Below are 14043 nucleotides of genomic sequence, written 5' to 3'. Positions count from 1 at the left end.
TGGTGAGGGCCGCGGCTTCATTATCCATTATCCCATGAAAAATATTAAGTATATTTATTGGCTGTCCCAATATGGGACATTACCTTATATTTGCATAAGGGAAAGCGATTCGACGTCTATGCCGGATTAACTTTCCCCTTATTTTTGACCTAAAGTTGAACAATTTGGAGCTCCTTTCGGCAAGCACGCTATCCGGTACGCCATATCTGCTACAGGCCGCCCCTGCGCCTATTGCCACGCCTAATGTGGTAATTTACCTGCTGGTAATATTTATACTATTACTGCTGGCATTTATCGTTTCCGGCGCAGAAGTGGCCTTTTTTACCCTTAACTATAAGGACCTGAACGTATTAAAGACCCGGCAGAACACCAGCGGTAAACTCATTACCAAACTGCTGGAAAAGCCCAAGTCATTATTAGCATCTTTGCAGATAGCCGGTATTTTGCTGGCTATTGCGTTTATAATGGTCACCAATTACCTCATCACCCAGATGGAGGACCTGCAAACCCTGCCGGTCGTATCCCTGGTGGTGCGCATAGCGGTGATCTCCTTCATCCTCCTCTTCTTTGGCCAGGTACTGCCCCGCGTATGGGCCGCCCAGAACAATATCCGCTTTGCTACCTATTTTGCCTGGTTTGTAAGCATTATCCATGCTACCCTGGAACCAGTAAGCGATTTCTTCGTAGACCTGAGCAGCAGCATAGAAGGCCGCTTTTTCCACCGCCTGAGCGGTGGCGCGGTCAATTACCAGGAAATAGACGAAGCCATTGAGCTGAGCGTAGACCCTACCGCCTCCCAGGAAGAAAAGAACATCCTTAAAGGCATCCTCAAATTTGGCAACATCACCGTAAAACAGATCATGCGCACCCGCCTGGATGTTTCCGGTATTGAATATGACAGCCCTTTTGACCAGGTGGCCAAACAAGTGGCAGACCTCCATTACTCCCGCCTGCCCGTATACAAGGGCAACCTGGATAATATCGTAGGCGTGATCCACACCAAGGACCTGCTGCCCCATTTAGGCAAAGCCAACGCCTTTGACTGGCACGAGGTAATGCGCCAGCCCTTTTTTGTACACGGCCATAAGCTGATAGAAGACCTGCTCACCGAGTTCCAGACCCGGCGCATGCATTTTGCCGTGGTAGTGGACGAATTTGGCGGCACCAGCGGCATCGTGACCCTGGAAGACATTATGGAAGAAGTGATAGGCGATATCAAGGACGAGTTTGACGAAGAAGAGTTCAACTACAGCAAAGTAGATAACTATACCTACGTTTTTGAAGGTAAAACCATGCTTAATGATGTTTGCCGCATTATGAACGTACCGCCGGACACTTTTGAGCACGTAAAAGGCGAAAGTGATTCCATTGGCGGATTGATCCTGGAGCTCGCCGGGAAATTTCCGGAAGAGAACAGCGTTATTAACTACGGCAACTTTGACTTTACCGTACTGGAAGTGAGCAAGATGCGCATCCAGAAGGTACAGGTCATCATCCGCCAGGACGAAGGGATCGCCGCCAGCTAAGATCCCCCGTTTTTTATTCAAAAGCCGTAACATGCGATACCTGCTTATTCTTAGTATATTATTCTTCACTGCCTGCGAACAAACTTTTACGCCTAAGCCAAGAGGATATTTTAACATCCCCTTCCCGGAAAGGAAATACCAGGTTTTTGATATGCCCGGCTACCCTTATACCTTCGAGTACCCGGTATATGCTAAGATCACCAAGGATACCACCTTTTTTGGCGAAAAGCCGGAGAACCCCTACTGGATCAACGTAGAGTTCCCTACCCTCAATGGCAAGATCTATATGAGCTACAAAGAGATAGGCTTTAAGAACAACACGCTGGTGAACCTGGTGAACGATGCCTATAAAATGACCCTTAAACACACCGTTAAGGCCGATTTTATTGACGAAAAGGATATCCACACCCCTAATGGCGTTAGCGGCCTGTTTTACGATATTGGCGGCAATGCCGCCAGCGCCAAACAATTCTTTGCCACAGACAGCAGCCGCCACTTCCTCCGTGGCGCCCTGTACTTTGATGCTGCCCCTAATGCGGACTCCCTGGCGCCCGTGCACCGCTTTCTCCAGGAAGATATGTGGCACCTGGTAGAAACGCTTAAATGGCGGCAAAGCGGGGAGTAAAAAACCATAGATACATAACCCGTCATTTTGCTATAACTTTGCACGCATAAAAAAGTCCTGTTTTCGTAAAGAGGCGGACCGTGCATAGCAAATGATCGTAATTGACGACAAATACATCAGCGACGAAGTAATTGAGGAGCAGTTCGTTTGCAACCTGAGCGCCTGCAAGGGCGCCTGTTGTGTGGCAGGGGACTGTGGTGCGCCGCTGGAAAAACAGGAAGTAAAGATCCTGAAGAAGATCTTCCCAAAAATAAAATCCTACCTCCGCGAAGAAGGCCTGGCGGAAATAGCCAAAACCGGCACCAATACCATTGATGATGAATACGGCTACGTAACCCCCATCGTTAACAAAGGTATTTGCGCCTATGCGGCGATAGATGAACGCGGCATAGTAGGCTGCGGCATCGAAAAAGCTTATAACGATGGCGTAGTGGATTTCAAAAAGCCCATTTCCTGCCACCTCTACCCCATCCGTATTAAAAAGTATGACAGCTACGAGGCGCTGAATTATGACCGGTGGGACGTATGCGCGCCAGCCTGCAAGAATGGTAAAAAGCTGCAAGTGCCTGTATACCGGTTCTTAAAAGATGCGCTGATACGCAAATACGGAGAGGAATTTTATACCGTGTTGGATAAGATTGCGAAGAAGATGTTACCATAAAACCTGGCCAGGTTTTTGAAAAGTTTGAGCCAGTCGTTTTGCCCTCAGGCATAACATGCCATGCAGGCCTAACCTATCCTTGAAAGTTCCTATCTTTATTTTGGATCTTGGAATTTTTAATCCGCTTATGCAACAAACAATATCCACCTTCCTGGAGAAGAGCGAACAGAAAGCTGCTGATCTGGGCCACCGCCGCACTATCAATTACAATATTGGTAAATACAATACTGCCGTAAAAGCGGGCAAACAGCAGTTCACAGATCTGCATACAGCGCGGGAGCGGGCCAAGAATGTGAAATGGCGGGCGCTGGAGCACCTGGATAAATACCTGGAAGAGTTTGAGATGCATTTCACCCAAAGGGGCGGAAAAGTGATCTGGGCAGAAACAGCCCAACAAGTGCAGGAAGAGATCCTGGCCATCTGCAAGGCCAAACAATGCAAAAGCATTGTAAAAAGTAAGTCCATGGCCACGGAAGAGGTGCACCTCAACAGCTTTCTGGCACAAGAAGGCATTGAATGCGTAGAAACAGACCTGGGAGAATATATACAACAGCTGGATGGCGAGCCGCCCTACCACATTGTAACCCCGGCCATGCATAAAAGCAAGGAAGACGTAGCGCAGCTGTTTACTGAAAAACTGGGCGCCGCGCCTGGTCTTACGCCTGAACAACTGACCCTGATCGCCCGCGATAACCTGCGGCAGAAATACCTGCAGGCAGAAATAGGCATCACCGGTGCCAACTTCATCATAGCAGATACCGGCTCCATAGCCGTTAGCGAAAACGAGGGCAATGCCCGTCTTAGTACCGCTTTTCCCAAAACACATATCGTACTGGTAGGCATTGAAAAGGTGCTGCCATCTATCAATGACCTGGCGTTGTTTTGGCCGCTGCTGGCCACTTATGGTACCGGCCAGCAGGTAACGGTATATAACTCTGTCTTCAGCGGTCCCCGGCAGGAAGGCGAGATAGACGGGCCGGAAGAGATGTACGTGATCCTGATGGATAACGGCCGCACCAACATCCTGCAGGATACAGAAGCGCGCGAAAGCCTGTACTGTATACGCTGCGGCTCCTGCCTGAATGCCTGTCCCGTGTATAAGAATATTGGCGGCCATACCTATGGCACTACCTACAGCGGCCCCATAGGCGCGGTGATAACGCCTCACCTGCAGGGCATGCCGGCGTATGGGCATTTAAGTTATGCCTCTTCGCTATGCGGCAATTGTACGGAAGTATGCCCCGTACGTATTAACCTGCACGAGCTGTTACTGCATAACCGGCATAAAGCGGTAGAAGAGAACTATACCTCCGGCGCGGAAAAGATGGCCTGGTTTGGCTGGAAACAGGCAAGCCTGAGCCGGAAAATGATGAATATGACGAATGGCAAGACCAAGAACTTCTTTATGAAACGCTTTTTTGCCAAAGCCTGGGGAAAAGACCGTGAGCTGCCCGTGTTCGCGCCCAAATCATTCAACCAAATGTGGAAAGACAGAAAATAAACCGTTAATACTTTTTTTATGACCCTTATTGCCGTATTGTTGCCCTGGCTCTCATTTTTACTGAGGGGTAAGATTTTATCCGGCATCCTCTGCCTGATACTCCAGATCACCATCATTGGCTGGCTGCCCGCCGCTATATGGGCCGTAACATCGCTTAATAATGGCCGTGCAGAAAGAAGGAACCGGCAGCTGATAAAAGCGATAAAAGCGAAGTAAGTAAACATATCAGATAGCAGCCTTGCTATACAAAGCTTCCCCTACAGCTTAACCCGCTCCTTTACCCTTTCAAACATCAGGCGGTGCCCCAGGCCGTTCAGGTGAATACCATCCCCGCTGTTATACTTAGGCAGGATAGACCCGTCCGGCGCGCTAAGCCCTTCCCAGCAATCAATGGACCGGGCGCGGTACTGGCGTTCAATAACCGTGCGCAAATGCTGCAGCTTTTTGCGTTTGCCTTCGTCTGTATTGCGGGGCTGTGTAGTGGTGATATAGCAGACAATATGTTTTTCATGGATGCGGTCCACCAGGTATTCCAGGTTCTCCAGGAATTCCCGGGTGGAGTAACCGGCAACAATATCATTGGATGGCATGTTGATGATGATAATATCCGGCTCCAGCGACAAGGCTTTGCTCAGGTTATGCCCGGTATCAGGAACAGGCCGGTTAAACGGAGCGTCCGCGTTATCCGGCAATATCTTATAGGTATTATACCCGCCTACCGCCAGGTTAATCACTTCTGCCCGCGGGTCTGTCGATTGTACGTATTTGCGGAACAGGTTTACCCAGGTGCTGTCCGGCGATTTAGGCCCCACTCCTTCAGCCGTGGAGGAACCTAACACCACAATGCGGTGGCTGCTCTTTACCCGCGGCGGGCGGTATCCCCTCCCTTTTTTCCTGGTGCCATACCCTATTACTACTACGTCATTTAACTGATCTTCTGCGGGGTTAGGCGCTGTTACATAATTAGGACGGGCTGCTCTGCTCCTTGTGTCAAGCCCGGCCACTCGTCCTGCCAGCGCGTTAGCTACCGTATCGCTGTAGGCATTTTTATCCGCTGTAAACTTATCTGCGTTAGCCGCATATGGCGGGCTCACGGAATCAGCCGCCTCATTTGCAGCCGCGGCAGAGGGAACGGCAGCAACATATCCCGCCCACTGGGAGGCGCCTTTTGTGGTATCTGCCTCCTGCTTTGGTGCGCGTGCTTTGGCCAATTCGTGTAAGGGAGCTGCTGGTGGCGCCTGTTCAGGCTGCGTTTTCTTTAGTTCATCTGCTTTTGCAGGCGCAGTGGCCGCCGGCGCCTGCGTTGTACTATCCACCCGCAAACTGGCTGGCGGCGTTACAGGCGTTGCTTTGGCAATGTCTTCATGAGCCGGCGCCCGCTGGCGGTCCATCCAGAAAAAGGTCACACCCATCACCACTATAATAGCTGCTGCGGCTGCCCATTGGTAATACGGGCGCATCAGTTTCACCTTCGCCTTGGGAGCAGGCTCGCTCGGCTTAGGTGAAGACTCGCCCTGCTTCGGCGCAGGCACATTTGCCCGTTCTGCCAGCCGGCCCTGCAGATCCGCCAGGTGCGCGGATTGGTCCGGGTCAAACGCGGCATAACCCTCCAGCGCTTCCGCCAGGAAAGGGTCATCCAGCGCCTGCCGTTCCAGGGCGTGCATGGCTTTATCATCCAGCTCGCCGGCCAGGTATTTACGGATGAGCTCCGGGTCTATATGTGAATGCTTATTAGGCATGTTGCTCCATACATATTTTCAGGTTACGCTTGCCATTCTGTATATAACTTTTCACCTTCTTCATTTCGTAACCCGTAAGGACGGCCACCTCACGATAACTTTTTTCCTGTATATAAAATAGTTGTACGCTTTTTTGCTGCTCTTCCGGTAACCGTTCCATACACTTTTCCATGGCCTGCAGGTTGTCCTCCAGGCTAAATCCGTTCTCATGATGTGCAATTTCCTCATTTTCCATAAGCGGCCGGTCCTCCAGGGATACCTGCCGCCCTTCCTTCATCTTCATGGACCGTAGCTTCATCAGGCAATGATTACGGGCCAGCACATGCAGCCAGCTCTTAAAATTCTGTACCTCATGCTGTTGCAACTTAACGATGAGCTCTTCAAAGATCTGCATAACCGCGTCTTTGCTGGCTGCCTCATCAAAATACCGCAAACATACACCATACACCAGGTTCATATAACGCTGGTACAGGGCCGCCAGATGATCCATCCCGCCAGAAGATTTATACTCCCGGATCAGGTCTGCATCTGTGAGATCCTGCATTGTATTGTGATGTAAAAATGCCATATGTTGCTGTGGCAATAGTATAAAAATTTCTTTAAAATAAAATGCCCTATCCGCGTATATACGGATAGGGCGTCTGTTTTATGGAAGAATGTATGTTGATCAGTGCTTGAAATGGCGGATCCCCGTCATCACCATCACCATATCATGCTGTTTGCAGAACTCAACGGAGTCATTATCCCGTACGGAGCCACCAGGCTGTATTACTGTGGTAATACCTGCTTCGTGGGCAATGCTTACACAGTCATTAAAGGGGAAGAAAGCATCGGATGCCATAGCGGCGCCCTTTAGATCAAAATTAAACTGGCCGGCCTTTTCAATGGCATGACGCAGGGCGTCTATACGGGAAGTCTGGCCGCAACCTTTGCCTATCAGCTGTTTATCCTTTACCAGTGCAATGGCGTTTGATTTCAGGTGCTTACATACCAGGTTGGCAAACTCCAGGTCGGCCTTTTCTGTTGCGGTAGCGGGTCTGGCGCCTACATCGTTCCAGTCCTTATAGTTCACGCTGTCGCTGTCCTGCATCAGCACCCCGTTCAGTACGTTCTTATATACATAAGGTTGCTGCACCGGTTGTTTCTGCTGCAGCAGGATCCGGTTCTTTTTGGCCATCAGCACTTCCAGCGCGTCTGCGTCAAAACCGGGGGCGATCAATATCTCAAAAAAGATCTCGCTGATAGATTCCGCGGTGGCTTTGTCTATCACCGCATTGCAGGCCAGTACGCCGCCAAAAGCGCTTTCCTTGTCACCCGCCAGGGCAGCTTCCCAGGCAGCTTTTAAAGTAGGCCTGCTGGCAATACCGCATACATTGGTATGTTTGATCACCGCAAAAGTGGTTTCCTTAAACTCCTGTACCAGCTGGCAGGCAGCATCAACATCCACCAGGTTATTGTAAGAAAGCTCCTTACCATGCAGCTTATTGAACAGCTCATCCAGGTTGCCATAGAATACGCCGCGCTGATGCGGGTTTTCTCCGTAACGCATTACCTGGCCCTGGGGCGATGATACCTGGAAGTATTGCTGCGGCTCATTATTCAGGAAATATTGTGCAATGGCTACATCATAGTGCGCGCATACCTCAAATGCTTTGGCAGCAAAACGGCGGCGGTCTTCTATAGCGGTGGCGCCTTTATTTTCTACCAGTACCTTTTCCAGGTCTGCATACTGATCTTTGGACGCTACGATCACTACATCTTTGTAGTTCTTGCCGGCAGCACGTATCAGGGATACGCCGCCAATATCTATCTTCTCGATGATGGTTTGCTCATCGGTAGTGCTTTTCACAGTTTCCTCAAAAGGATACAGGTCCACTATCACCAGGTCTATTTCCGGAATACCGTATTCCTGCAGCTGCTCCAGGTCCTGGTTGTTACCACGACGGGCCAGTATGCCGCCAAATACCTTTGGGTGCAGTGTCTTTACCCGGCCGCCCAGTATAGAGGGGTAAGCAGTCAGGTCTTCTACGGCTACACATTTCACGCCCTGCTCTTCTATAAACTTTTGCGTACCGCCGGTGGAGTAGATCGTTACTCCCTGTTCACCCAATTGTTTCACGATGTTCTCCAGGTTATCTTTATAGAAAACGGAGATCAGTGCTGATTTAATTTGCTTTTGCATGAATGGAAAACATTAGAAATTAATAAGATAGGCTCCCTGGTCAGGGACCGAAAAGCAGCGCAAAGTTAGGGCGCTGCAGTCATTTTTCCACCGTTGTATCTGCCAGAATGGATTGGAAGCGTCAAAAATGATCATCTTACAGGTAAACATATCTTTTAATTGACTGATAGCCAGCTTAGGACGGTGAGACAATAATATATAGTCCACCTGGATTTTTTTTACCGGCCTGCAGGCATGCCAGCTGCTGTCTACCACCACCAGCCTTTTGCTGCCCAGGCTAATAAAAGCGCCCTTTTTTGTAAAACATTCAATATCATGCTCCCTGCTGCGGTTTATCAAACGGGCGGGTTGCAGGTACCTTTGCCGCAGGGCTGGCGTACGCGGTACCGCGGTATCTCCCGCAAACTGCACCGCATGCCCCTTTAGTATATCAATAGCCGTATAACCAGGTACGTTATAAATAATAACCTGCCGCCGCTGCTGTATTTGTAGCCGGGCGCCAACATCCATAACAGCCCAGCATAGTGCGGCACAGAGGGCTAACCAGCACCCGCCTTTCCATTTAGCCAGCCAGGCTGCCGCCAGCGCCCCCATCATCACATAAGCGCAAATGGCGCCATATAACGGCAAATAAATATTATCCGTTACCGCATAAGGTAAACCCTCAATAAATGATACCATACGATTCATAGCGGTGATCATTCCCCTGGCAGCTATACCGGTATAATGGGCCGCCACCGGTATGGGCGCCAACAGCAATAGCAGGATAAGCCCATAGAGTATGATGGTGGATAACGCCACTATCAGCAGGTTGGCAGGCAGGAACAGGTTGGGGAACTGGTGAAAATAATACAGGCAAACCGGCAGGGTAAACAGCTGCGCAGCCAGCGTCAAAGCCACCGCCGCCCATAGTTTATTCAGCCATTTGTTGGGAATATGCCAAAGATCATACAATGGCCGGTAACAAAGCAATAAGCTTAGCACCGCCAGGTAAGAAAGCTGAAAACCGGCGTCCAGCAATAACCATGGATCATAGCACAACAATAGGAAAGCAGATGCGGCCAGGCTATTATACATATTGGTATAACGGTCCAGCACAAACTGCCCTATAGCCAGTACGCTGAACATAACTGCTGCCCGCAATATAGAAGCGGCAGCCCCGGTGACCAATGCAAAGCCCCATAAGATGCTGATGATAATAGCGGCCTTTAACAGATTGGCCAAACGGCGCGGAGGCAACCATTGCAGCAGCCATATTAAAGAGCCATAGATTAGCGCCAGATGCATGCCGGAAATAGCAATAATATGTACCACTCCCGCATTGGTATAGGCCTGCACCATGTCCCGGTCCAGATCATAGCGGTAGCCTATCAACAGCGCAGCTGCCAGCGCGCTCTCCGGTCCCTCGCCCATGTACCGCTGCAGGGTATGTAAACACCAGGCCCGGGCCTGTAACAACCATTTAGCTATGAAATGCCCATGCTGCCGGGATGCCTTTTTCCAGTGACCGGCCCTTATATATGCCTGGTGAAAAACCTGCCGGTTGGCACAGTACCGGCGGTAGTCGAAAGCGCCGGGGTTACCGCTATTGCTAACAGGCTGCCGCGTTCCGCAGATCCATACCCTATCTCCGCATTGTAACACCCGGTTAGTCGTATCCCGCTGCAGGTACAATAACAAATTCCCCTGTACCGCTATCAAACGGTCATTAAGCAGCACAGCTTCCACCGCCGCTACCGTCTTATCGCTACGGGCTCTTTCCTGTAGCGGCTCCTGCAGCGTCACCAGCAATGTATCCGCACTTTGCAACCGGTTGCCAAAGTAGCCAGGTTGCCGCCGGATATCCTTCAGCGGCACTAACAGCCCGCCAGCGCAAAACAACAATAAGTATAATAACATGCCCCGCCAGCCATTTAACACATATTGCCGCGCTGGCGGCAGCAAGCGCCAGGCATACAAGCCTGCCAATAATAATAAGGCTACCCCAACCCAATAGGGCCAGGAAACGGCGCAATGGATCTGTAAACAGATACCAGCGGCTAACGGAATAACTAAGCGAAGAAAAGGTGTTGCTTTCAACGGGTTACAAAACTGGTTTTTAGACATTTTTAAAGAGGGCAAATTTAACCGGCTCACATGATAAAAATGGTTTATCAAACGTTAACATCACTGCTAAAAAATGTCAACCGCAATCGCTGCAAAAAGATGAAAAATGAGTTAACGAGCCAAAAATGCGTTAACATATGAAGTAAATAATAATATTATCTATGGTGATAATTAATAAATTAAGAATTATTTATTTTTTATTCTGTTATTGATTAGTTAACATCTTTTTAAATTATAATATTTATAGTAAAATGCATTACCGGTCACGCTATTTTATTTGTAAATAGTCGTGTCTTTAATGGTTATTTTGAGGGAAAAGAAAGAGCCTGATCTTTATCAGGCTCTGATTTTTTTATAGCGCTTAATGCCTATATTACGTAACCTCAATTTTTCTCTATGCTCTGTAGATCCCTTGCACTTTTACTGGCAGGTTTTGCGCTTGCCGGCAATTCCACGGCACAACAACAGCAAACCCTTTTACTAAGATCCCCTTCCATCAGTCACGATAAGATCGCTTTTGCCTACGCAGGCGATATTTGGCTGGCAGACAAGGATGGCGCGCACCCCCAGCGTATTACCGTAAATCCTGATGTAGAGGCAGATCCCATGCTTTCCCCGGATGGTAAATGGATTGCCTTTAGCGGTAATTATGATGGCAACACGGATGTGTATGTAGTAGCGGTGACCGGCGGCATGCCGCGCCGTATCACCTTCCATCCCTCTGCAGACATTGTACGGGGCTGGCATGGTAATGACAGGATCCTGTTTGCCTCTACCCGTGAGTCTTACACCACACGTTTTCAGAAGCTGTTCGAAGTACCGGTAGATGGCGGCCTGCCGCAGGCCCTGCAAATGCCGGAAGCCCACCAGGGTAACATCTCGCCGGATGGTAAGTACACCGCTTATATCAAAAGCCCGGACCCTACCGAACGGGCCGGCGTATACCGCCCCTTTAAACATTACCGTGGCGGCAATATGCCCAGGATCTGGATCTTCAATAATCAAACCTTTGCCATTACAGAGATCCCGGCAGCTGCATCTAACAATACCCGGCCGGTATGGCTGGGCAATGATGTGTACTTCCTGAGCGACCGTAACGGTACGATGAATGTATTCCGGTACCAACCGGCAGATAAACAGGTTATCCAGATCACCTCCCACAAGGATTACGATGTAAAAAACCTGTTCTCAGACGGTAGCAGCCTGGTATACGAACAGGCCGGCCGCCTGCATATATGGGACAACAATAGTCGCCAGGCAAAAGATCTCCAGATAACCCTGGAGGCAGACCTGCCCTATAAAAGGCCACATTGGGCCACCGATAACGCAGGCTTCCGCCACCTGGCCATCTCCCCCACCGGCGCACGCGCCGTAGTGGAATACCGTGGCGAGATCCTGACCCTGCCCGCTGAAAAAGGCGATATCCGTAACCTCACCAATACCACCGGCGCAAATGAAAGAGATCCCGCCTGGTCGCCGGATGGCAAATGGGTAGCCTATTTCTCTGATGCAAACGGGGAATACGCCTTACAACTCCGCGACCAGAAAGCCACGCTGCCGCCCGTTACTATCTCCTTGGGGGCGCCGGACTTCTACTACGAGCCCGTATGGTCGCCAGACAGTAAGAAGATCCTGTACTACGATAAACACCTGCGCCTCTTCTACATAGATATTGACAGCAAAAGATCCACCCAGATAGATGAAGATACCTACGACCGGCCGGATCAATCATTTGCCGCCAGCTGGAGCCGCGACTCCCGCTGGGTTACTTATCACAAACGATTGGACAATGCGCTGCGCGCTATTTTCCTGTATGATGTAACAGCCGGTAAGACCCACCAGGTAACAGACGGCCGCAGCGAGGCAACTGAGCCTGCCTTTAGCCGCGATGGCAAATACCTCTTCTTTACGGCCAGTACCAACTACGCGTTAAATACGGGCTGGCTGGATATGAGCAATTATGAGCGCAACACGGTACGTAATATCTATGCGGTAGTATTGGCCAATGACGCCCCCTCCCTGCTGGCGCCGGAAAGTGATGAGGAAACGGTAAAAGGAGAAACGCCCTCCCCTCCTAAACCATCCGCAGACAGCGCAAAAGCCGGCAAGGACAAGGATAAAGACAAAGACAAGCAGATCCGCATTGACCTGCCCGGTATTGAGCAACGCATTGTTGCCCTGGCATTGCCCGGTAAAGGCTATAGCCGCCTCAATGCCGGCGTAGATAACAAACTTTTTTTCCTGGAAGGCGGCAACCTGCACAGTTACGATATAACCAAACATAAGACCGATGTGGTCATGAACACCGTAAACAACTATGCCATCAGCAGCGACGGCAAAAAGCTGCTGTACGCCAGCGGCAGCACACTGGGCATAGTTGGCGTAAACGGTAAATCCACGATAGGGGAAGGAAAGCTGAACACCAGCGGCATCCGCGTATGGACAGACCCCGTTGTGGAATGGAAACAGATGTTTAACGAGTTATGGCGCATAGAACGCGATTTCTTTTACGTATCCAATATGCATGGCGCGGACTGGAAAGCGGTGAAAGCCAGGTACGAAAAATTCCTGCCCTATGTAAGCCATCGCGAAGACCTGAACTACCTTTTTAATGAAATGATGAGCGAGCTGGTTATAGGCCACAACTATGTAGGCCTGGGCGACGCCCCCACCCCCGTATCAGTAAATGTAGGCTTACTGGGCGCTGACTACAGCATTGAAAACGGCCATTACCGCTTCCATAAAATATACTCCGGCCTTAACTGGAACCCGCAGTTCCAGGCCCCGCTCACCCAGCCCGGTATACAGGTAAAGGAAGGTGATTATTTACTGGCGGTAGATGGCCAGGTGCTGGATGCAAAAGATAATGTATACAGCCTGTTCCAGAACACCGCCGGCCGGCAGGTACGTATACTGGTCAATAGCCAGCCCACCACTGCCGGAGCAAAGGAATACACGGTAATTCCCGTAAGCAGTGAAGGCAACCTGCGTAATATGGCCTGGATAGAAGATAACCGCCAAAAGGTAGACCGCCTGAGTAACGGACAGCTGGCCTATGTATACATGCCCAACACCGGCGGCGATGGTTACACTTTCTTTAACCGTTACTATTTTTCCCAGCTGGATAAAAAAGGCGTGATCCTGGATGAGCGCTTTAATGGCGGCGGATCCGCGGCAGACTATGTAATAGACCTGCTCAACCGCGATCTGTTGAACTACTGGGCCACCCGCGATGGCAAACCCCAAACCACCCCGGGCAATGCCATCTTTGGCCCCAAAGCCATGATCACCAATGGGTATGCCGGCTCCGGCGGCGATCTGATGCCTTTTATGTTCCGGGAAAAGAAACTGGGTCCCCTGGTTGGCACCACCACCATGGGTATACTGGTGGGCATCTATAACTATCCCGTGCTCATGGATGGCGGTTATACCACCGCTCCCCGCCTGGGCATCTTTAGCAAGGATGGTAAATGGATCATTGAGAACGAAGGCGTATCGCCGGATGCGGAAGTAGAAATGACGCCGGCAGACGTGATCGCAGGCAAGGACCCCCAACTTGAAAAAGCCGTGGAACTGGTGATGAAGGAATTAAAACCCGCCGCACCGGTACAGCGGCCTAAAGACCCGGTAAGAGCTAAATAAAAGAACCTACCATAACAGAAAGGGGATGCATCCGTCTGGATACATCCCCTTCTTTATCTAC

At 50.3% G+C, this 14043-nt stretch carries 10 protein-coding genes; 6 read left to right on the top strand and 4 right to left on the bottom strand.

Annotated elements, in window-relative coordinates; all coding sequences use genetic code 11:
* Positions 1 to 164 precede the first annotated feature (164 nt).
* The 5 genes from gldE to F0L74_RS04335 all read left to right on the top strand — a co-directional run bounded on the left by gldE (position 165) and on the right by F0L74_RS04335 (position 4529).
* Positions 165 to 1526 (top strand): gliding motility-associated protein GldE, encoded by a 1362-nt coding sequence (gene gldE / locus F0L74_RS04355; RefSeq protein WP_246197619.1) that lies wholly within the window; start codon positions 165 to 167, stop codon positions 1524 to 1526.
* A 31-nt stretch (positions 1527 to 1557) separates the two neighbouring features.
* A complete protein-coding gene (gene gldD / locus F0L74_RS04350) occupies positions 1558 to 2151 on the top strand; it encodes a gliding motility lipoprotein GldD (protein ID WP_149836593.1) in 594 nt (197 codons plus the stop codon).
* 91 nt (positions 2152 to 2242) lie between these two features.
* Positions 2243 to 2812 carry a DUF3109 family protein gene (locus F0L74_RS04345; protein WP_149836592.1) on the top strand — a complete coding sequence of 190 codons (570 nt, stop codon included), beginning with the start codon at positions 2243 to 2245 and terminating at the stop codon, positions 2810 to 2812.
* Between the two features lie 127 nt (positions 2813 to 2939).
* Complete coding sequence (locus tag F0L74_RS04340) at positions 2940 to 4313, top strand: LutB/LldF family L-lactate oxidation iron-sulfur protein (protein WP_149836591.1); 1374 nt, start codon at positions 2940 to 2942, stop codon at positions 4311 to 4313.
* Positions 4314 to 4331: 18 nt separating this feature from the next.
* Positions 4332 to 4529, top strand: coding sequence for a YqaE/Pmp3 family membrane protein (locus F0L74_RS04335; protein ID WP_149836590.1), 198 nt, complete (start codon positions 4332 to 4334; stop codon positions 4527 to 4529).
* Positions 4530 to 4570: 41 nt separating this feature from the next.
* On the opposite strand, the gene F0L74_RS04330 is transcribed toward F0L74_RS04335, so the two are convergent.
* The 4 genes from F0L74_RS04330 to F0L74_RS04315 all read right to left on the bottom strand — a co-directional run bounded on the left by F0L74_RS04330 (position 4571) and on the right by F0L74_RS04315 (position 10340).
* Positions 4571 to 6052, bottom strand: a complete 1482-nt coding sequence (locus F0L74_RS04330) for an SGNH/GDSL hydrolase family protein (protein WP_149836589.1) — start codon at positions 6050 to 6052, stop codon at positions 4571 to 4573.
* The gene (locus F0L74_RS04325; protein WP_246197618.1) at positions 6045 to 6596 is read right to left on the bottom strand and encodes an RNA polymerase sigma factor; all 552 of its coding nucleotides are present in this window, start codon (positions 6594 to 6596) and stop codon (positions 6045 to 6047) included. The genes F0L74_RS04330 and F0L74_RS04325 overlap by 8 nt, the downstream gene beginning before the upstream one ends.
* A 123-nt stretch (positions 6597 to 6719) precedes the next feature.
* Entirely contained in the window at positions 6720 to 8234 is a 1515-nt protein-coding gene (gene purH / locus F0L74_RS04320) for a bifunctional phosphoribosylaminoimidazolecarboxamide formyltransferase/IMP cyclohydrolase (protein ID WP_149836587.1), read from the bottom strand.
* A 12-nt stretch (positions 8235 to 8246) separates the two neighbouring features.
* Entirely contained in the window at positions 8247 to 10340 is a 2094-nt protein-coding gene (locus tag F0L74_RS04315) for a ComEC/Rec2 family competence protein (protein WP_149836586.1), read from the bottom strand.
* Positions 10341 to 10736: 396 nt separating this feature from the next.
* On the opposite strand from F0L74_RS04315, the gene F0L74_RS04310 reads away from it, so the two are divergent.
* On the top strand, positions 10737 to 13982 hold the full coding sequence (locus tag F0L74_RS04310) for a S41 family peptidase (protein ID WP_149836585.1): 3246 nt from the start codon (positions 10737 to 10739) through the stop codon (positions 13980 to 13982).
* Positions 13983 to 14043: the final 61 nt, after the last annotated feature.

The sequence above is a fragment of the Chitinophaga agrisoli genome (assembly GCF_008386695.1).
Taxonomy (GTDB): Bacteria; Bacteroidota; Bacteroidia; order Chitinophagales; family Chitinophagaceae; genus Chitinophaga; species Chitinophaga agrisoli.
Note: the sequence above shows the minus strand (reverse complement) of the source record. Positions and strands in the feature narration are given on the sequence as shown.

Excerpts from the sequence above, each read along its gene's own strand:
- gldD (WP_149836593.1), top strand. The coding sequence starts at position 1,558 with ATGCGATACCTGCTTATTCTTAGTATATTATTCTTCACTGCCTGCGAA.
- F0L74_RS04345 (WP_149836592.1), top strand. The coding sequence starts at position 2,243 with ATGATCGTAATTGACGACAAATACATCAGCGACGAAGTAATTGAGGAG.
- F0L74_RS04340 (WP_149836591.1), top strand. The coding sequence starts at position 2,940 with ATGCAACAAACAATATCCACCTTCCTGGAGAAGAGCGAACAGAAAGCT.
- F0L74_RS04335 (WP_149836590.1), top strand. The coding sequence starts at position 4,332 with ATGACCCTTATTGCCGTATTGTTGCCCTGGCTCTCATTTTTACTGAGG.
- F0L74_RS04330 (WP_149836589.1), bottom strand. The coding sequence starts at position 6,052 with ATGCCTAATAAGCATTCACATATAGACCCGGAGCTCATCCGTAAATAC.
- F0L74_RS04325 (WP_246197618.1), bottom strand. The coding sequence starts at position 6,596 with ATGCAGGATCTCACAGATGCAGACCTGATCCGGGAGTATAAATCTTCT.
- purH (WP_149836587.1), bottom strand. The coding sequence starts at position 8,234 with ATGCAAAAGCAAATTAAATCAGCACTGATCTCCGTTTTCTATAAAGAT.
- F0L74_RS04315 (WP_149836586.1), bottom strand. The coding sequence starts at position 10,340 with ATGTCTAAAAACCAGTTTTGTAACCCGTTGAAAGCAACACCTTTTCTT.
- F0L74_RS04310 (WP_149836585.1), top strand. The coding sequence starts at position 10,737 with ATGCTCTGTAGATCCCTTGCACTTTTACTGGCAGGTTTTGCGCTTGCC.